Consider the following 19,555-nt stretch of genomic DNA (forward strand, 5'->3'; position numbering starts at 1 on the left):
GAGACATGAGCATCAGCATGTCGCGCCGGACGTCCAGACGCGACGAGATACTCAAAGGGGACGGCGATGACACCCCCGTCAGGCGCAGCGAGTCGGCTGTACTCGCGCTCGCGGGGCCGGGCGGTTGGAGTCGGCGGCGCCGTCCTTTCAGGCTTGTTGCTCTGGATCGGCGGAAGCGCACCGACCGCTCATGCACTCGGTTCGCCCGCGATTGAACACACCACGACGGTGACGGTGACCCGGCCCTCGGTTCGGCACGTCAACGTGCCGCTGGAGCCGATTCACATCACCCGGATCGCGTTGCCGAAGTCAATGCACGAGGCGAGCACTCCGATCTTCACTCGCGACGGCCAGCACCTATTGTTCTTCTCCGGTCAGCACCTGTGGCGGATCAGTACAGCCGGTCGTCACCTCGCCTGCCTGTCGTGCGGCGTGGCCCATCAGCCTGCCGTCACGCAGTCCGAACAGGAAGGCTTCGCGACGGAGCTTCCCGGCGGTAAGCGAGTGTTCTTCGGAGCGGCGAACAGCGTCGCGATCCTGCGCTGCCTGCCCAGCGTCGACAGTTGCCACAAGCGAAGGATCTTCCCGATCGACCTCTCCGGTGCACGCCCACCCGGCAACGTGATCCCACCGGGAGGCGCCGATGTGGTCCCGGCCCTCGACGAGGGCGGAGCGTCGTCACCCAAGATCTCTCCCGACGGTCACTGGATCGCGTTCTCCGACGTCACCACCGACGCAGTGGAGCTGATGACCATTGCACGGCTGAACCCCGGCAAATCTGAGTACACAACCAGCGATCCCCGCGTCCTGAACCCGGCCGGTCCAACCTCCCTCACCGACACCAACACGCAGGCTTGGTCGAACAGCTCCGCACTGTTCGAGTTCAAGACCTTCGGCGACGGCGGCAAGGACGCGTCGTACGCGCAGGTCGGTGGCACCGCCGGCTACAACCCGGACGTCTGGAAGGTCGACCTGCATACCGGCAAGCGCACGCGCCTCACCGCCAGCCCTGACTGGGATGAGGACGACGCCCCGTCACCGGACGGCCGTTCGATCCTCATCGAGTCCGACCGAACGATGCACCGAGTCGACATGCTCGGCAGCCTCATGCCCGTACGCGGCTTCATCGACGCTCCCGTCATCGGCGTCGAGGCGAGCTACCACGTCGCCGGACCCATCGACCGACAGTGCGACCTGCAACCCTGGCTGTTCCCGGCCTCTGGAGACCGCAACGCCACGTTGATGGGCCAACCGATCCAGCCCTACACCGGCGGCGACGTACACGCCGCGAACAACGTGTCGGGCTACCCGCAGTGGAGTCCGGACGGCACACGCATCGCGCTGAACACGGAGAGCTTCTCGACCAACCGGAGCGCGGACTACCTGCTCGTCGCGCACCTCATGGACCGCAAGCCGACGAAGCCCAAGCCGATCGTCAGCTCACGACCCGGGTCATGGGCACCCAGTAGCTACCACGGTGCGATCGGCGCAATCGACACCGTCGTGCTCCACGGCAGAGCATCAGGCACCGCCACCGTCAGCTACGACAACCCGGCAGGGGTCGTATCCGGTGCCGACACCGTCATCTACAACGACTACTCCGACAACGGCCGTGACGTGGTCAACGGGACAACCTCGTTGGTCAACCCGACCATCCTGACCGGACCGATCCACCTGAGCTCGCACCTCACCATGACCGGCGACAACACCGGATCCTCCGAGGTCGACCTGACCTACACCGGGATCGACACCGGCCAGGTCAAGGTGACCGGGACCGCGACCGACAGCTACGACGGCACCACCATCTCCGGTGTTCCGCAGGTGCCAGCACACTGCCCGAGCAGCCTTCCAAGAAAGCCGGTCACCAAGATCACGGCGCGACGGGTGACCCGCCACGGACATGAGTACGTGCTCGCCCGCGTGACCGGTCGAATCGCGGGTGACGGCACCAACGAAGCAACGACCGAGATCGCCCCCGTCGTCGACGCCACCATACGCATCGACAACGCGACCGCTCACACAAACCGCCACGGCGTCGCACTCATCCGCGTCCCCGCGAACCTGCAAGGACGTCACAAGGTGACGATGACCGCAGGAGACACCCTGCGCGCCGCCCAGACCTCGGTGACGATGTGAACATGCGACGCGCCGGCGCGGCAGCACATCGACATCGCCACGCTTCAGCCCAGGACGTCCGCATCGACCGCGCCGAATAGCGCCGGTCTCACCCAGCGGGCACTTCGACAATTCAAGCGCCGACAACGCTGCGGCGGCCGGATCGCAGGTCGTCCGACAATCGCGGGCAGTCGCAAGACGCGATCATTGGACTGGCAAGGAGGTCCCTGTGGACGAGGAATGGATGGCGGCCTCGCGCCCGGTCGCGGGCTCGTCTGTGAGCGGCGGTCAGGGCGAGTCCCTCATCGCCGAGGACCCGAACGGTCGACGGGTGTTCGTCAAGAGACTGAAATACAACGGGCGGCAGGCTGCCCGACGTCGATTCGTCCGTGAGGTCCGTTCCTACGAGACCCTCGAGCATGCGCAGTTGCCGAAGTTGATCGAGACCAACGTTGACCATTGGCGGGATCGCAAGCGGAAGCTGTATCTGATACTCGAGGCGATCGACGGGCCCACACTGGCCGAGCGGATCGCGAGCGAGGGACCCCTGCTGCACGCAGACGCCACAGCCCTCATCTCGACGATTCTCGCGACCTTGGAGTACTGCCATGAGAACACGTGGTGCACCGGGACATCAAGCCCGCCAACGTCATGCTTCGAGCCGGTAGTCCCGCCGACGCGGTGATCGTCGACTTCGGCCTGTCCTTCAATTCCAGTGATCCGGATCAATCGGACCTCACACGCATCAACGAAGAGGTCGGCAACCGGTTCTTGCGCCTTCCCGAGCACTCGACGGGTGGACGGAGCCCGATCGCGGACGTCTGCCAATCGGCAGGACTGCTCATCTACGCCCTGACTGGGCACGAGCCGCGGACGCTGATCGACGACGAGGGCCTCAAGCCTCACCAACGAGCGGCGATTCGAGGCATCCTGGCCCAAAGCCTGTCTGCCGGCCAATACCGAAGGCTGCAGTCAGTGTTCGACCGCGCCTTTGACGTCCGAGCAGCCACGCGCTACCCAACAGCCGGCATGCTGCGGAGTGCGATCATCCACGCGATGAGAGACGAGGACCCCGAACCGGGACTTGATGCGCTGCTAGCCCAGCTCGACGATCGCATCGCCGCCGAGGACCACCAGCAGGCGTCCGAGCACGCGACCTCGCTGAAGACGTTCGCGTCACAGATCGAGACGCTCGCGATGCGGTTCGCCGCAAGTCGCCAGCTGCAATGCGCGCGTGGCCGCGGGCCCGACGACTTTCTTGCACCGATCCCCTACGGCCACGTGAACATGGCGCTCACGCCACCGCATGCGACCGGGGCGAAGAGCCTGGTCAGCTTTCGACTGGAGCGGTCAGCCGACGAACTCGTGGTCAAGATCGACGAGGACGTCATCTGGCGAGGTATGAGTGTTAACGACCAGCTTGAACAAATCGTCGTCGAACGACTCGCTAGCCACTACCTCCACGGCAATCAGTAGTCGACGCTGAGCGCCAGGCGCGAAAGGTCACGCACCGGTCTGCCCCAGTGGGGCACTTAGACACACACCCGTTCCCTTGATGCCGCAGTAGCCGTTCGGATTACGTGCCAAATACTGCTGGTGGTAGTCGTTCATAGGTAGGTACACCAGCCGCGGCGAAAGAGCTCCGGGTGCGGTATCAAGATCACCCAAACGGCGTAGCGCACGAGCACGCCACCCGACGCGCGCGGCGGTGCTCTCATCAGCCCATCGGTCAAGGATTCCCGTCAGACCCGCGCGCTACGGTCCCTTGGCATGCGATCCAACCCGGCCATCTATGTCCTGGTCGGCAGCCGCCCTCGCGGTCCCTACAGCTATGTCTGGCGTGTTTGGGCCAGAGGTACATCGTTCTACCTGAAGGCGCGCTACAAACCACTCACTCACTGGAAAGTCAGTCTCCACGGTCCCGATCCCCGCCACCCTGGACTCGATGGCTTCAAGCTTGCGTGCGAGGCAGCGCCAGATGCTCTGCCAACAGACGCCGGACAGCTCGTTTCACCCGGCATGGAACGCACTTGGTTCATGGGAAAGGAGATGGCCCCTGGCGTCCGCCACGTCATGCGGATTCGAACCGACTTCACGCTCTTCCTACCCGGCGTACCGTCCGCACCGAATCCGGGCAAGATCCGCGAGGACGACCTAGGCGCCCTCATACCCCCACCTGCGCCGCTTTGCGCTGCCGATGTGGATTTCTACGTCTCAAACGGAGCGCCCTACTGGGCCGGAGGATCGAAGTCGAAGCGAGCGAACGCTCGCCTCGGACCAATCGCCAACGAGGCCGGCCAAGTATTGACAGCGGTATCGAGTCAGAGACTGATGGTTAAGTTCCCTTCGCCACCGAGCCTTGAGCAAGCACCGCGCCCGCAGGGTGCGGGCGACAGCGTGCGCGGATTTAGCGGGAGCTTCGACGAAGACCAAGTGCTCTGGATTCGAGAGATGCTCTTGTCACGCAAAGCGCTGGCGGGCGCCGGACAAGTCGACGAGATCTACACCGACGATCGGACAGCCTCATGACGACACCGAGACCGACGCCAGCGTGGCCTAGCGGCGTCCATCTGCTTCACGTCACTCTGTAGACCATGAGCGACTCATCAGGCCACAGTGCGGGTCAACGGAATGTTGACCTAATGACTCAGGTCGCAGTCAACGCCGGCGGCACGGTATTGGGCGGTGTGATCCTCTTCGTCCTCGGCGCGCTCGGCGGACTCGTCAAGGTTCACACAGCGGAGTGTCTTGTCATTGCGGGATGGGTCCTCGTACTGGCGACCGTCGCGGCCTGCCAGCTTCAACCTGAGAGTTCTCTCAAATGGTGGTCGAAGACGGCTCGACTCAATCGCGCCGGTCTAGTCCTGGCTATCGCCAGCGTCGTCTGTTTCGTCGTCGCTAGCCAGCTCGGAGCCTGACGCACTGAGAGCGCTTCCCTACTTAGGAAGGTGCGTGCCTGCGCCCTAGCGCAGAAGCAAGCCGTCGACCTCGATGTGGCGCTTCTTGCTACCGATCCCACAGACCGCGTGACGTACTGCGCGGTCTATCTCCTTGACACGAAGCAAGCCCGGACGACATCCAGGTCGCCGCGAACCATCACAGACGAGTCAGTCGCGTGTCTGTGGATTGCCAAGACCAGGCAACACCAATACGCCGTATGGATCACTCCTCGTACAGAGTTCGTTGATCTACTAGCCAAATGGAGCCAACAGAATCTGCCGGTATGTGGTGGCTACCTGAGACCCCGGAAGCCAAAGTTCCCGGAGTTCTCAAGATCGATGAGCGCGGGAGCGCAAATCTTGAGTTGATCGGATGCTTTAAGGACATGTTTGCTGCCCCCACATCCGCCGGCAAACCAACACCGTTGACAAGCTCCGCCTTGGCCAAGGCGGGCAACTACGGTCGCATCTGCGGACAGTCCGGAACCGATGCGTACACCCTCGACAGCTGCCACCGAGGTCGCTTGTCGAGCGCCCTCTTCAACGGAATCGCGAGCGAAGAAGTCCGCGTTGGGCGCGTGTACAAAGGACTCTGGCTCGATCGAGACGAAAGCGCTTCGTTCGATCAGGCGGATGTACGACTCCAGTGGTTGCCGTTTTGGCTCATGGAATCAGCCATCGACGAGAACTGGACGTGGGAGGGCGAAGGCTCCGCTCGTACCCACAAAATGCAGATCAACGTGAAGGGACTTGCGTCCCGATCCTGTCGCCCATGGAAGGGCTGGACTGTCAGCTTGAACCACAGTGCGGGTCTCCGTGGCGACAGCGTCACCGGACGCTCGGTCTCGCAGGAGTATTACTTCACCGCGCGCACCACGCAGCCGGAACAGGTTGAAAGGCTCCTCAACGTCCTGTCTGACGTTCAGACGTTGGTGGCCTTCGGCGTGAACAGAACTGTCGGAATAGAGCGCATGACCCTTCGACACCCCGACGTTCATCCGCCGGATCGACCGCAACGTCGATATCGGACGCCGATCGACTTCGTCGTGCCGTGGTCATACCGCGACACCGACACAGCGAAGCGACTCACCGACCACGACATGGCATTCACATTCCCCCAGATCGGCGGCATGGCCGGCGTTCGAAAGTTCCTTCACGCTGCGACGAAACACAGGAGCTCACTCACCCGTGTGATCGCCAGCAGCATGGCGAAGGACATGTTCGTGTCTGATCAGTTGCTCCACCGAGCAGCCTCGCTTGAAGCGTTCGATCGCGTACGCACGAACACACGCAAGAAGAAGATCGATTTCAAGGATCGGCTGAAGAGCTCAGTTGCCTATGTGGGATCGCCATTCACCACTCTGGTACGCGATACGGAGAAGTGGGCAACCCGGATCACGAAGGAGCGCAATGACGCTGCGCACACGTTAGGCCTAGGCAGCGACGCGGCTGATCAATACTTCCTGGCCCGGTCCCTGTATTGGCTGTATGTCTTGAGCATTCTCCGTGAGGCCAACACCCCAAAGGCCGCCTTCGTCCACATTGGAAGAAATCCGGAGTTCGAGTACGTCGCCGAACGCCTCACTGCAATGGGCTACTGACTGCGCAGGTGTGGTCACCGGAACCGGCTTCGAAGCAGCACGAGGAGTGATCTGTCTGGGAGATGACGCAATCGCACCAGTCGCGAACCCTTTGGCGACAGCGCTCGATACCTTTCACCTCGACCTTCTCGGCCACATGCGGGCACGTCATCGTGTTGCCGATGAGGGTTAGCCCGGTGGCATCTCCCCCAATATGGATGCCGCCACTACCGAAAACATTTCCGCACGACGGACACTTGAATGGGACTGCTGGCACGGGACGACCTGACCTAAGAGGCCGTGCCGATCGCGCAAGTCACGCCTGTGCCCTTGATTCCGCAATAGCCATTTGGATTACGTGCCAGATATTGCTGGCGAGAGCTCCGATCAAAGCAAATCCACACCTTACGAACTCCCCATATAAATAGTTGCCTGATTGGGTTCGTCTTCATGGGACGCGAATCGAGTCCGGAGATCATTGCCGACGACAAGGCAACGCCCGTTGGTCACGCAACTGGCACCGGCGGAACGAAGCGTTCATTCTCGTCCACCACAGATAGGAGAATCAATCGTCGAGCCGTGAGGACTCGTCGGCTCTCAGGTACTCTTCGACCGACACGCCACCCTCTTCGAGCTGTCCGACCATCTCGGCACGCAATGTCTCGTACGTAGTCGAGTTATAGTTAAACCTCCGGCCCGAGATTCGGTTTGGTCGGCCGAGTGTGCTGGCACGCTCACCGTGGTCCACGAGAAGTGCAACGCCCAGCGCCTTGGCACATTCGTCGAATGTTTCGTTTCGCAGAACGTCTGCCGGCCTGACATCCAACTCCAAGAAAGCCAGATCACGGGTCGGCTGTCGAGACTGCATCTTGCTAAAGAGATCGATCGTCAGCTTGTCGAGTCGGGCGGCGCGCTCGGTCGCCGCCTTTCGCGTCTCGCGAATGTTCAATCCGCGATGCAAGCCCTGATGCACGTAGACAGCGCCAGACCGGGGAAGGACAAGCTCGCTGTCTTCTGACTTGAACCGAGTCGAACCAGCGTCACCGATACGGACACCAATCACGGAGTACTCGAAGAGCCTTTCTAACAGGGCCTGGATTCCAAACTGTTTGACGAGTTGCGGCGCCTTACGCTCGATCACCTTTTGCAAGTCTCGCAGCGAGTCGTAGCGATGCCGTTCTTGGCGCAGGCATTCCACCAGGGGATCGAGCTCGGGGAAAACCTTCTGAAATTCCTGCTTCAGGTCCGCGACTTTCCACCTGCTGTAACGCGCTTCGGCCGACCGAACATCGTCTTTCGTTACGGAGGTGGCACTCGGGCCGGCCTCCTGGAGACACTCGTCAAGAAACTGAAGAACCTCACGAGGTCGAAGAAAGGTCCGCCGCACGATGTAGCCAAACGGGCTGATCGATCCCCGCATTTCGCCTGACTCAAAGAGTTCGTCGATGGTCAGACCCTGTGGTAGTCGTCTGTCGACCATTTCCTTTAGTAGCTCGATGTTCCAAACGATTGTTTGCTCTGTTCGCCTGTGCTTGTCCTTATCGTCAAAGCGCAGATCGTCGTAGATGTCGGACCGAAGGAATACCACGACGCGAATGCCTAAGCTCCGCGCATTTGGTGTATTCTGGTCGTTGATTTCCTTTGTCGCCTTTAGCAGTCCTATGAGAAGAGAGCGGCTCTCCTCCGTGCCATCCCACGAGTCATCGAGACGGTCGATTGCGACAATCAGGCCGCATTCCTCAACGAGCACTCCAAGGTTTTTGAAGAGCGCCTCTGTCGCGGCGGGTGCTAGTGCGACCTGTTTCGTTTCTTCTCTCGATAGACCGACGCCAAATCCAAAAGCAGAGAAATTGAAACTCGTCAGCCCTTTGACGATCGAAGCCGCGGTACTCAGCAGCGAGGGCTGAACGCGGCCGAAGTTGTCGGAAACAAACGTCCTTAAGATCTCAAGACTCTCTTGCGACTTCGGAAGCCAACTTCGGTCGAGGGCGAGCATTGCCCCCACCGCCTCGACCGCGAGAGTAAGTTTCCACGCATTCGTATGGGCCTGCTCGCTAAGCAAGCCTTGCTCCTTGTACTCCCGCAAAGCAGACCATGCGTACTGGTCTGGGCGGACCGCGAGCACCGCCTGATCGTCTGTTGCATGAGCCGCGGCCAACCGTGGAAGCTCACGGAAGAGCGCAGACTTTCCGCTGCCCTTTCGACCAAGGAAGAGTGTCCGTCGTCCCTGTAGCGCTGACTGGACATACGGCGTCTCAACAAAATACGCCTCCAACCTTGGATCGCTCTCGGCATCGATACCGCCCAGGTCAATATGGGCGGTGGTGAGGTTGAGTTCGACCAAGTTCACCAGTCCATCCTCGCCCTCATGATCAGCCGTGTCACGAGTCTCGTAGAGCATGTCTCACGCGTAGGAGCGACAAAGCGAGAAAGAGAACCACCGCGAGTGTTGGCCATTGCCGCAACGTCCTTGCAGAACTCACGAGCGGCTTCGACTTCGGGTGTAGGAAGGTCGCGGTTCCAGTCAAGACCATCGGATTCGGGCAGTACTCGGTCGACGGCACCATCGAGTCCTTCGAGACCAAGGTCCGCGTGTAGACGCGACCACATGATCGCCATCGGAAGTCCCTACTGCCGGCCGGTGACATCACGTCGCAACTTCCCGGTCTCGGAAGCGAGCGAACGACCCGTCCTCGCGCGGGCCAAGGCTGGCTCGCGACGTGCGCGCACAGGAGCCGAAGACCAGAACGTAGGACGCGGTCGCGGACTTCGTCCGTGACCAAGACTGAAGCGTCGAGTGTCAGCGCGCAGGGCCATCGTCGGGCATGCTCAAACTCGTGGATGGCATTGAGCAGGGACGCTCGGTCACCCTGTTCCATGGCACAACGAGATCGGCGGCCGCGCGCATCGTCCGTGAGGGGTGGGAGCAACGCCCGGCGCTGGTGATCATCGAGCAGGTAGCTGCCGAGTGGGACGTGGACGTGTCAACACTCGGAGAGAACATTCGTGACTACGCCGGGTTTGGGCTCTTCTCGGGACGAGGGGCGACGGTGTCGTTCGACACGGATCCCATCGCCACAGCGCACAGCTGGGCTCAGCGCAGTCCAGAGACGCGATGGGAGGCGCTGTGGGCAGTGTGGCGCCTACGGAACCCGCGGTTGGCAGAAACCTGGACCACCGAAGCGCAAGGGCGAGCCTGGGTACACCAGCAGATGAGCAATGACTTCGCTGCGATGATCACTTGGACAACGACCTACGGGGAGTTAGTTGCCTTGGGAGCTCGCCGAGGAGGGTTCGGGCGGTCTAGTGGCCTCGCGGCAGTCTGGGAGGGCGGAAGTATGGAGATCGAGGTCTCGGCACCATTCCGGCCGGAGCCCGGCGCCATTGAGACTGAACACGTCGACCGCATAGTGGACGCTCAACTTCTCTCTTATCTCCTCGGCGTTGACGTGCGCGACCTCGCCGACCTACGAGAGTCCGGCCAGCTGCCAGCGCCCGATTCGGAAGCCTTCGAACTCCGAGTCGGCGAGCGTCGGCCTTGGTGGTGGACTTCCTCGGTTGAGCCGCTGCTCCAGGAAGCATCAGGCGGTCGTGAGGTGCACTGACGCTGTTGAGGCACAGCGCCTGCTCACCGGGATGAGTGGATGTCGATGGTCGCAACCGTGTGTTCGAAGGTCTCGCAGCCGACGATGCCAGGACCATCTGATCAGCAGTCAGAACATGGTCTTTACAACCCGCTCCACGCCGCTCACTAGCTCCTCAACATCTTCGGCCGTGGGCTCGTGGTCTCCGCTGTGGGCGCAAAGATTCCGCATGTCTGCAGGGTGCTGAACCGTCGCCACTGTGGGACGTCGTAGACCTCAGAGTCTTTGAGCGCATCGTTCAAGACCGCGAGCGTCGCCTTCCGGCGCCCTAGAGATACTGCATGTTGCTGGACAACCATGCCAAGGTCTTGTTCGAGAACAACGCCCGCGATCGCGCCTGCGGCGCGAACGTGTTTGGCCTTGAGCACTCTCGCGCTCCGTCTATTTCCGCGTCAAAGACTCCTGCCTGCAACTCGCGAACAATGTCGGCGAGGAGCGAGTCGAGCCTTCGTTCAGCAGTCCTGAGGATTGCGACTTGCTGCTCGAACTTGCCCAGTGCACCGGCGCGGGTATCGAACACAGGCTCTTCTGAGGTAGCCGTGGGTCACGGTGACTTTGCTGATGTAGTCGGCGATGCCGTAGGTGATGACGTCGAGGTCATCGCTCGCGCGCCGGGTCGGCTAGTACAGCGTTAGAAACTCGTCGATCCGATCCGGCAAGAGTAACCGGACCGTGGGAAGCGCAGCCGAGTACCAGTCGTTGTACTCCCTGCCGAAGTTCGGCTTCTTCTTGTCCCGCAGAGGACCAACAGGGGTCTCGAGGGCGGCATCTACCTTGGGGTCCGCCTTCTTAGCCTTGCGAGTCGGCTTGCCCTCACCTTCGAGCCCTTGCCGCCGTGATATGTGCCGGATGCTGTGGAAGTACGCCTTTAACAGACTGGCGGGGGGCCTATCGCTTGCGCGATTGATCCTTCTGCGCTGCCACATTGTCCCTTGGCTTGGACGCAGGAACTACCGACGGCGGCTGCTTCAGAGACCGCAGATACTGGTCCCTCTTGTCCTTGCTTGTGAATCGGACCGCCATGGCAACCGCCTCCGTCTGAGGGACCCAGCCTACGCCTGTCCCCGTGTCCTTCCTGGCACCACGGGCCGTGGGACGAAGGTCGAGGCGACCCAGAACCACCTGCGCCCGAACCAACGCGGGACACCAACGGTGAATGTCACTTGCCAGCCGAGAACATCCCGGGAAGGTGGGTCGACGAAAAAGATGGCACTGCCAACGACAGTCTCGCCGGGCCCTACGAGATCGTCGCCTTCAAAAACGGATCGAGAAACGCCCACATCGGACGGCCCGGCACGGGTGTACTCGACGACCTCGATCGACGGCGCGTTCTCGATCTCGTGTTCAAGTCGCAGCGCAGTAGCTCCCTGCGACGCGATCGCCGGACGCACATGCAAAATGAGCCCGCCGTCAACGGCTGACGCAGTCGCCTCAACTGAGGTGACGCCACGGATGAGGTACCGCGCCGCAGCGATCGCGCCCCCCACGACGAGGACAGCAGAGACGACCGCCGCAATGGCACTGACTACGGAGGTCCAGTCCGGATGTACTGGCCCAGACTCGTGGTGGACCCATGCGACCGCCGACAGCACGCACGTATCTAATCGCCAACAGGCAAGGTCCGCATCGAGACGCGCCCACGCCAGCGCATGGCTGAGTCGCTCCCGGGACGGTTGGCAACGGTCGGCTTATCTCGTGACGACTGATCTCCGCGCAACCGAAAGCCAGTGGGCGGGCGGGACGCTTCCCGCCCGCCCACACCAGCGAACTACTTGCCGGACTTGTGCTTCGTGACGTCCGGCTTGCCGTATGTCATCCCCGGCTTGGGCGTGGGCGGCAGCGGCCGTCCACCTACCGCGGTGACCTCTGTTCCCGTCTTGCCGCCCTTCGGCCCAACGACGGGATACTGACCCGAGACAGGAGCGCTGTCCCCGGGTCGCAGGTTGCCCTTAGGCATGGCCTGCTCCTTATCTGTCCGGACTTAGCGCGTCGGATTTGCAACGGTCACCGAACATCCGTACGGTGCCGTCTGCTGATGCAAATCGACCCGGCACGCTAAGTCGCATTCGGGCCTCGCGGTCGCGGGACCCGACGAGTAACGACTCGCACTCTCTAGGGTCCCGCCGCCGGACCTACCGTGACGTGGCGACACGCCGTGATCATCGAACACGTGTTCGGTCGCTCTCGACTGTCGTGCTAGCACGTCATCCCCTACGCGTCAGCCCTTGCCAGGGTGGCGATGACCTGTCATACGACGGCCGACCGACGTCCTTTTCGGCCCTACGTCGTCAGCGCCGCCACGAAGCTGTCGCAGCTCAGCCGATCGTGCAGGAGACCCCGGTCCCCTTGATCCCGCAGTAGCCGTTCGGACTACGTGCCAGATACTGCTGGTGGTAGTCCTCGGCGTAGTAGAACTCCCCCGCCGGCGCGATCTCGGCGGTGATGTCGCCGTACCCGGCACCGTTGAACGCCGGCTGGTAGACCTCGCGCGAGTCAGCCGCGGCCTTCAGCTGAGGGTCAGTGGTCGTGTAGATCGTCGAGCGGTACTGCGTGCCGACGTCGTTGCCCTGGCGCATCCCCTGCGTCGGGTCGTGTGACTCCCAGAACACCTTCAGCAGCGCGTCGTAGGCGATGCGCTCCGGGTCGTAGACGACCTTGACGACCTCGGCGTGCCCGGTACGCGCCGAGCAGACCTCCTCGTAGGTCGGGTTCGGCGTGTACCCGCCCTGGTAGCCCACCGCGGTCGAGACCACGCCGTCGATCTGCCAGAACAGCCGCTCCGCCCCCCAGAAGCAACCCATGCCGAAGTACGCGACCTCGACGGTGCCGGGGTAGGGCGGCTCGAGCGGCGTACCCAGCACGAAGTGGCGGTTGGTGATGGCGAACGGTCGAACGTCACGCCCGGGCAGCGCCTCGGTCGCGTCGACCATCTTGGTCTTGTGGCTCGTGAACAGCACGGGTCTCATCCTCTCCGGAGCCGGACACACAGCACAACGCCCGACATGACTCGAGCGTTCCCGGCGCGGGACACTGGAGGCATGGCCCTGTTCCAGGACGGCGACGGCTGGACCCTGTGCCAGGCGGGTCACCAGCACTGGGGCCGCCACGGCGCCGCCGGCCTGCTGCTGCGGACGGTCGACTCGACCGGCGCCGACCATGTGCTGCTCCAGCGCCGGGCCTGGTGGACCCATCACGGCGGGACCTGGGGCGTGCCGGGTGGCGCGAAGGCGTCCTGGGAGACGCCCGAGCAGGCGGCGCTTCGCGAGCTCGGCGAAGAGGTCGAGATGGCGATCGACGGTGTGACGGTCGAACGGATCCATCACGACGACCACGGCGGCTGGTCCTACTGGACGGTGATAGCGACGGTCGCGAGCCCCACAAAAGCCCGCCCCCGCAGCCGCGAGACCGCCGAGATCCGCTGGGTCGCAAGCGACGCAGTCGCCGCGCTCGAGCTGCATCCCGGCTTTGCGGCGACCTGGCCGATCCTCGCCGAGCGCTAGTCGAGCGAGCAGACGCTGTTCCAGCCGCCGTCGAAGTACGGCGGTCCGACCGGCTTGCGGGCGTCGGTGAAGCTCTGCTTCGGCTCGGTCACCTTGCCGCCGAGGTGGAAGAACGCACCCTTCTGGTCTTGCGCGGCACACGCCCGACGCGGGCCTTCATGCGGGTCCTGGTTGGTCGTCGTGTCCGGCTGCGGTACGTCGGACGGCGGCGGCGGGTCGGTCGTGAACTGGCCGGTCGCGCCGTCGGGGCCGCCGTCGAACAGCGCGATCGCCGAGCCGTCGTACGGATAGCTCCTGATCGGCTTCAAGTCCCAGAAGACCGACGACGCCTTCCAGCAGTAGTTGCCGTCCGTCGGGTCGTTCGCCTTGTCGTGCTTCGGCTCGCTGCTGCACAACCGGCTGGCGAGAAGGGCATCGCCGCTGCCGATCCGGTTCGACGTAGCGGGCATCCCGACGGCGCGGGCGCCGATGGTGCGCGCCTCGTCGAACGCGGTGATGTTGGCGACCTGATGGTCGCCCCACGCGACCTGGAGCAGGACGTGATGATCCGGCGTCGCGATCGGACAGGTCGCACCGACCTTGCTCACTGCCACGACCCCCTCGCCCGTGCAGTCGCGCAGCAGGCCGCCCTCTGACGAGGCGGTCATGTGGGTCGCGTACCCGTCGGGGTCGTCGCGGTCCCACAAGGTCGACAGCACGTCGAGGATCAGCTGCCGCTGCGCCTGGTCCGGGTAGGCGGTGTCGAGGATGTTGGAGTAGCCGATGTCGCCGTAGACCGCCGTCGGGTCGAAGCCGGCCGGGTTGGCGAGCAGCTTCTTGACCTCGCCGCCGGCGAACTGCAGCAGGTCGGTCGGCGCGATGTAGTCGACCGAGCGCGGCAGCAGCAGCGGGTAGTCCATGCCGGGCACGCCGAGGGCGCATCGGCGTACGTCGATCGAGATCGCGCAGACCGTGCCGCCGTAGATCCCACCCTGGCTGTTCCCGTCGTAGTAGACGCCGTCCTTCGTGTTGATGAAGGACTTGCCGTTGCGCTGGAAGGCCGGGCTGGCCGAGAAGCCTTTCGGGCTGATCTCCAGCCGAGCGAGATAGAGGAAGTTGAGCTCGCCCTGCTCGGTGCGGTCGGCCAGCAGCGGGAACAACGACAGGTTCGTCAACGCCAACAACGCGTTGGGTACGTCGGCATCGGCGAACCCGAACCAGTTGACCGCGCAGTACAGCATCCCCTCGCGGTCGGCCATCTCCGTCTGCGGCGAGGAGTTCACCTCGTCCTCGCTGCCGAACAGCCCGTGTCCGTACTCGACCGGCCGGTACATCCGGCCCGAGTGGAAGCCGTGGCGCCCGACGTTGCAGGTGAACGCCGCGTTGTAGGTCTGGCCGAGGACCTGGGTCGGGTCGGAGTCCGGGTCCAGCGGGTTCTGGTATTCGAACACGCCTGGCGTCGGGCAGTCGTCGAACGGGCTCTCCGGAATGTTGGAGCACTTGATCGGGGTCGAGCAGGTGGGCGCGATGTAGCACGGCACCTGGAAGCTGCCTTTGATCTGGCGGATGACGTTCGGGTTCTCTTTCGCGGTGTACGTCGTGACCTTCGAGATCTTGAACGACGGCGCTCGCCCGACGTCCTTGCCGGCGTCGATCTGCGCCTTCGTCTCACCGAGCTGCTCGAACGCGTCGTCACGGATCGCCAGCAGCCGGCCGGTCACGCTCTGCGAGGAGGCCGTGGTGAAGTCCCACGCCAGGTAAAGGTCCTTCGGGTCGACCGAGACCTTCCAACCGGCTTCCGCCAGGTCCGCGAACACCCCGTCCATGTGGGCGACGCGCGGATCGCTCGACGTGGAGTGATGCAGGTAGTCCTGCACGTACGCCGAGAAGCCCGCGGACTGCGCTGCGTCCTGGCCCTTGTTGGTGACCAGGTGACGCAGGCCGATGACGTAGCGATGCCCGTCGATCAGGTTCTCCGCCGGGTGGATCATCAGGTCCTGCTGGATGGGCGCGGTCGCGCCCGCCTTGATCAGCCCGGCCTCGGATGTGTAGTGGTCGATCTCGACCCATACCGGCCACCGTTTGCCCGTCGTCGCGTCGATCAGCACGACCCCGAGGTTCGGCTCACCGTTGGCGGCGAGGTTGACGTCCGTCGGCAGCCGAGACTTGGCGAGGTCGGCGTTGTGTGTCATACCGGGTACGACGGTGAGGATCTCCGAGCCGGCGCTGAAGCCGTCGCTGGCGTTCCATGCCGTCGGGTCGATGGGCAGGCCGGCGATGTTCTTCGGCATCGCGAGCTCGTTGAGGTCGAGCCGGCGCCCGGTCGCGCTCGTCGGGTCGGCCTTGGTGAACCAGTCGTTCGGGTACGGCAGCAGGCACTGCGCCGGGTCGATCGGATCGCAGCCCTGTGGGTTGGTCAGCGCGGTCGTGCCTCCCTCACCGGACCAGCCACCCCACGCGTCCGCGTCGTGATTAGTCCAGTGCCTGGTGGTCGACTTCGCTGCGCTCGCCTGGGCGGTCCAGGCGACCGCGGGCAGCATCAGGACAGCGAGCAGCAGCGAGAGGGTCCGGCGCATGCGGGTGGACTTCGTCGCGGGCGGACGGGACTCCTGCCCTATAGATACAGACCGGGTGCGCTCTCGCCGTCATCGAGACGTTCCGCGGCAACCGCATGGACGTCACGCTCGCGCAGCAGCACGTACGCCGCGCCGTGCAGCTCGACTTCGGAGCGGTCCTCCGGGTCGAACAGCACCCGGTCGCCGACCTCCATCGTGCGGACGGTACGTCCGATCGCGACCACTTCGGCCCACGCCAGCCGGTGGCCCATCTTGGCGGTAGCCGGGATGACGATGCCGCCGTTGGAGCGGCGCTCGCCAGCGTCTGGGTCGATGCTCACGAGGACGCGGTCGTGCAACATCTTGATCGGCAGCTTGTCCGGCACGGTCACGACGCTACTTCCTAGCGAGCGGTCAGCTTCGCCAACCGCTCGGCGTCTGCGCGCTGCTTCGCCTCGGCCTTCTCGAGCAGCACGCCTACCTCGGCCTGTGGCCAGACCACCACGCCGTCCGCGTCGGCCACCACGATGTCGCCGTCGGACACCCTCACCCCGCCGATCTCGACGCTGCCGCCGACGGAGCCGGGCCCGTTCTTCGACGACTTCGTCGGTGTGCTCTTTCGTGCCCACACCGCGAGACCGAGCTCGGCGACCGCCCGCGAGTCCCGAATCGGCGCGTCCGTGACGACCGCGGTCACACCGGCCGCCAGCAGCTCACGAGCCACCAGGTCGCCGAGTACGGCGGTGCGTGACTCGTGGCCGCCCGCGACGACCAGCACCATGCCCGGCCCAGCGACAGCGGCCGGCACGTCCGCCATGGCGACGTTGTCGTCGCGCGACACCTTGACGACCAAGGCCGGACCGACCACGGTCCGCTCCGGAGAGAACGCGATGAGGTCGGTGTCGATCACGCCGCGGCCCTCGGTCGCGTCCGACGCCACGGTGCTCGCCAGCCAGTCAGGAAGCTCCTTCACGCACCTATCCTGCACGTTGTGCTCGGAGCGTGCAGCGCGTGCGGCGACTGCTGCGATCCGGTCTGGTATCCACTCGGGCCGGCCGACATCCGACAGTCGGCGAACACGACCGGTTCGCTCGACCTCAGCTTCGCCGCCGCGCACTGGTCTGCGACCGGCGACCGGAGCGAGGAGATGTACGCCTACCGGTGCGATCGGTTCGACGCGGTCACGCGGTTGTGCACCGCGCACGACTCCCGGCCGCCGATCTGCCGTGCCTACCCGATCGCGGTCAACCTGCTTCCGGCACGCTGCACCGTCCGCTGACCGCTCAGCCGTAGCGGCGTACCCATTCGAACATCGCAATCCCCGACGCCACTCCTGCGTTGATGGAGCGGGTCGACCCTTCCTGCGGGATGTGCAGCACCGTGCCGCAGGCCTCCCGGGCCGCCGGCGAGAGCCCGGGACCTTCCTGCCCGAAGACCATCACGCAACGCTTCGGCAGGTCGGCGTCGACGATGCTGACCGACCCGGGCAGCAGATCCACGCCGATGAGCGGCAGACCCTCGCCCGCCGCCCACCCGGCGAGGTCGTGGAACTGCGCGTGGTGGCGGACTTCGACGTACCGGTCGGTCACCATCGCGCCGCGCCGGTTCCAGCGCCGGTTGCCGACGACGTGGACGGCGGCGGCACAGAAGGCGTTGGCGTTGCGAACGACCGTGCCGATGTTGAAGTCGTGCTGCCAGTTCTCGATCGCCACATGGAAGCCGCGTCGCCGCTCGGCGAGGTCCGCCATGATCGCGTCGCTGCGCCAGTAGCGGTAGCGGTCGACGACGTTGCGCCGGTCCCCGTGCTCGAGCAGCTCCGGGTCGAGCCGGGCGTCCTGCGGCCAGGGCCGCGGGTGCGGCCCGACACCCACCTGCTCAGTCTCCCCGTCAGGTCCCACGACGCCATACGGTAGGGCGCTATGGCCTCCCCCAGACTGGCCCGGACCCTGATCGCAGCAGCGCTGGTCACCTCGACGGCGCTCACGCTCACCTCCGCGGCGGCCGCTCCACCCACACCCGCCCCTGGGTCGCCGTCTGCTTCACCGACGGCCTCGCCCACCCCGACCGCGAGCCCGTCCGCCACGACGTCGCCCGCGGCGCTCGCTCGGCTCGCCTCGCGCGTCCGCGCGGCGATGCGCGGCGCCACCGCCGCCCACGTCGACTACCAGATCCAGGTGCAAGGGGTCGGCACGATCATGCAGAACGCGTCGACGGTGAGCGCTCCGGCGAGCAACGAGAAGCTGCTGACGTCGCTGACCCTGCTCAACCTCGTCGGGCCCAGCTTCCGGTACGACACGACGGTCTCCGGCACCTCCGACCTCGGCAGCGACGGCACGCTCGACGGTGACCTGGTGCTGACCGGCTCCGGCGACCCGACCCTCACCCGACGAGACCTCGCCGCGATGGCCCACTCACTGGCGAACGCCGGCCTCGCCCACGTCACCGGACGGCTCGTCGTGGACGACACCCGGTACTCCCACACCACACTTGCGCCCGGCTGGAAGCGGGACTTCGTGCCCGAAGAGTCCGGCACCGTCGACGCGTTCACCGTCAACAACAACGACTGGCGCTCCGGGACCGCCTTCGACGCCGACCCGACGCGCGACAACGCGGGGTTGTGGCGTACCGCGCTTCACAACGCGGGAATCACCGTCGCCGGGCCGACGGTCGTCGGCGCCTCACCGGCCACCCTCGTCCCGCTGTGGTCGCACCACTCGCGCCCGCTGTCGGCCATCGTCGAGATGACGCTGAACGAGTCGATCAACTTCTACGCCGAGATGATGCTGCGAGAGGCGGGCTATCAGCGCTCCGGTCACGGCAGCCTGACGACCGGGACCGCCGCGGTGCGCGCCCAGGCGGCCGCCCTTCACATCCCGATCGGGGTCGTGCGGGACGGGTCCGGGTTGTCCTACGCCGACCGGCAGTCCCCCGCGACCTTCACCGCGCTGCTGGACGAGCTGCCGACACAGCCGAAGGCCTACCAGACGATCTACGACGGACTGCCCCGGTCCTGCACGCCGCCGGGCACCCTGGAGTACCGGCTGTGCGGCTTCAAAGGTTTGGTGCGCGCCAAGACCGGCACCCTCGACCGGATCAGCAGCCTGTCCGGCTACACCATCACCAACAACGACCGCGGCGTGGTGTTCTCGTTCCTGCTCAGCGGCATCGGCAACGTGAGCGCCGCGAACGACCGGATCGACGCCACGATCCGAGCGGTGATCAACAGCAACGCCTAGGCTTCGG

General features: G+C 64.5%; 18 protein-coding genes. 11 read left to right on the forward strand and 7 right to left on the reverse strand.

Annotation, left to right across the window (positions count from 1 at the left end):
* The first annotated feature begins 228 nt into the window (after positions 1–228).
* The 6 genes from VG899_15740 to VG899_15765 all read left to right on the forward strand — a co-directional run bounded on the left by VG899_15740 (position 229) and on the right by VG899_15765 (position 6,655).
* On the forward strand, positions 229–2,136 hold the full coding sequence (locus tag VG899_15740; protein ID HWA67814.1) for a hypothetical protein: 1,908 nt from the start codon (positions 229–231) through the stop codon (positions 2,134–2,136).
* Between the two features lie 208 nt (positions 2,137–2,344).
* On the forward strand, positions 2,345–2,800 hold the full coding sequence (locus VG899_15745) for a hypothetical protein (GenBank protein HWA67815.1): 456 nt from the start codon (positions 2,345–2,347) through the stop codon (positions 2,798–2,800).
* The gene (locus tag VG899_15750; GenBank protein HWA67816.1) at positions 2,737–3,591 is read left to right on the forward strand and encodes a hypothetical protein; all 855 of its coding nucleotides are present in this window, start codon (positions 2,737–2,739) and stop codon (positions 3,589–3,591) included. The genes VG899_15745 and VG899_15750 overlap by 64 nt, the downstream gene beginning before the upstream one ends.
* Positions 3,592–3,885: 294 nt before the next feature.
* Positions 3,886–4,644, forward strand: a complete 759-nt coding sequence (locus tag VG899_15755; GenBank protein ID HWA67817.1) for a hypothetical protein — start codon at positions 3,886–3,888, stop codon at positions 4,642–4,644.
* Between the two features lie 113 nt (positions 4,645–4,757).
* Positions 4,758–5,033, forward strand: coding sequence for a hypothetical protein (locus VG899_15760; GenBank protein ID HWA67818.1), 276 nt, complete (start codon positions 4,758–4,760; stop codon positions 5,031–5,033).
* A gap of 281 nt (positions 5,034–5,314) precedes the next feature.
* Positions 5,315–6,655: a HEPN domain-containing protein gene (locus tag VG899_15765; protein ID HWA67819.1), complete on the forward strand. Its 1,341-nt coding sequence runs from the start codon at positions 5,315–5,317 to the stop codon at positions 6,653–6,655.
* A gap of 544 nt (positions 6,656–7,199) precedes the next feature.
* On the opposite strand, the gene VG899_15770 is transcribed toward VG899_15765, so the two are convergent.
* Positions 7,200–9,035: a hypothetical protein gene (locus VG899_15770; GenBank protein HWA67820.1), complete on the reverse strand. Its 1,836-nt coding sequence runs from the start codon at positions 9,033–9,035 to the stop codon at positions 7,200–7,202.
* A 424-nt stretch (positions 9,036–9,459) separates the two neighbouring features.
* Between VG899_15770 and VG899_15775 the strand changes: the two genes are divergently transcribed.
* Together VG899_15775 and VG899_15780 are read left to right on the forward strand one after the other, a co-directional pair.
* Positions 9,460–10,239: a hypothetical protein gene (locus VG899_15775; GenBank protein ID HWA67821.1), complete on the forward strand. Its 780-nt coding sequence runs from the start codon at positions 9,460–9,462 to the stop codon at positions 10,237–10,239.
* Positions 10,240–11,441: 1,202 nt separating this feature from the next.
* Positions 11,442–11,699 carry a hypothetical protein gene (locus VG899_15780; protein ID HWA67822.1) on the forward strand — a complete coding sequence of 86 codons (258 nt, stop codon included), beginning with the start codon at positions 11,442–11,444 and terminating at the stop codon, positions 11,697–11,699.
* Between the two features lie 347 nt (positions 11,700–12,046).
* Here VG899_15780 and VG899_15785 read toward each other — a convergent pair whose 3' ends face one another.
* Positions 12,047–12,235 carry a hypothetical protein gene (locus VG899_15785; GenBank protein HWA67823.1) on the reverse strand — a complete coding sequence of 63 codons (189 nt, stop codon included), beginning with the start codon at positions 12,233–12,235 and terminating at the stop codon, positions 12,047–12,049.
* Positions 12,236–12,593: 358 nt separating this feature from the next.
* Positions 12,594–13,208 (reverse strand): peptide-methionine (S)-S-oxide reductase MsrA, encoded by a 615-nt coding sequence (gene msrA, locus VG899_15790; GenBank protein HWA67824.1) that lies wholly within the window; start codon positions 13,206–13,208, stop codon positions 12,594–12,596.
* A 108-nt stretch (positions 13,209–13,316) separates the two neighbouring features.
* Between msrA and VG899_15795 the strand changes: the two genes are divergently transcribed.
* Positions 13,317–13,778 (forward strand): NUDIX hydrolase, encoded by a 462-nt coding sequence (locus VG899_15795; GenBank protein HWA67825.1) that lies wholly within the window; start codon positions 13,317–13,319, stop codon positions 13,776–13,778.
* Here VG899_15795 and VG899_15800 read toward each other — a convergent pair.
* The 3 genes from VG899_15800 to VG899_15810 are packed head-to-tail and all read right to left on the reverse strand — an operon-like array spanning position 13,775 to position 17,285.
* Complete coding sequence (locus VG899_15800) at positions 13,775–16,333, reverse strand: hypothetical protein (GenBank protein ID HWA67826.1); 2,559 nt, start codon at positions 16,331–16,333, stop codon at positions 13,775–13,777. The genes VG899_15795 and VG899_15800 overlap by 4 nt on opposite strands.
* Before the next feature lie 38 nt (positions 16,334–16,371).
* Positions 16,372–16,704, reverse strand: a complete 333-nt coding sequence (locus tag VG899_15805) for a co-chaperone GroES (protein ID HWA67827.1) — start codon at positions 16,702–16,704, stop codon at positions 16,372–16,374.
* A gap of 11 nt (positions 16,705–16,715) precedes the next feature.
* Positions 16,716–17,285, reverse strand: a complete 570-nt coding sequence (locus VG899_15810) for an RraA family protein (GenBank protein HWA67828.1) — start codon at positions 17,283–17,285, stop codon at positions 16,716–16,718.
* An 18-nt stretch (positions 17,286–17,303) separates the two neighbouring features.
* On the opposite strand from VG899_15810, the gene VG899_15815 reads away from it, so the two are divergent.
* On the forward strand, positions 17,304–17,591 hold the full coding sequence (locus tag VG899_15815; GenBank protein HWA67829.1) for a YkgJ family cysteine cluster protein: 288 nt from the start codon (positions 17,304–17,306) through the stop codon (positions 17,589–17,591).
* A 4-nt stretch (positions 17,592–17,595) separates the two neighbouring features.
* Here the strand turns inward: VG899_15815 and VG899_15820 are convergent, their stop codons facing one another.
* On the reverse strand, positions 17,596–18,183 hold the full coding sequence (locus tag VG899_15820) for an RNA methyltransferase (protein HWA67830.1): 588 nt from the start codon (positions 18,181–18,183) through the stop codon (positions 17,596–17,598).
* 48 nt (positions 18,184–18,231) lie between these two features.
* Here VG899_15820 and VG899_15825 point away from each other — a divergent pair, with 48 nt between their 5' ends.
* Positions 18,232–19,548: a D-alanyl-D-alanine carboxypeptidase gene (locus VG899_15825; GenBank protein HWA67831.1), complete on the forward strand. Its 1,317-nt coding sequence runs from the start codon at positions 18,232–18,234 to the stop codon at positions 19,546–19,548.
* The last annotated feature ends 7 nt before the right edge of the window (positions 19,549–19,555 follow it).

It is taken from the genome of Mycobacteriales bacterium, assembly GCA_035550055.1.
In the GTDB taxonomy this organism is placed as follows: domain Bacteria; phylum Actinomycetota; class Actinomycetes; order JAFAQI01; family JAFAQI01; genus DASZTV01.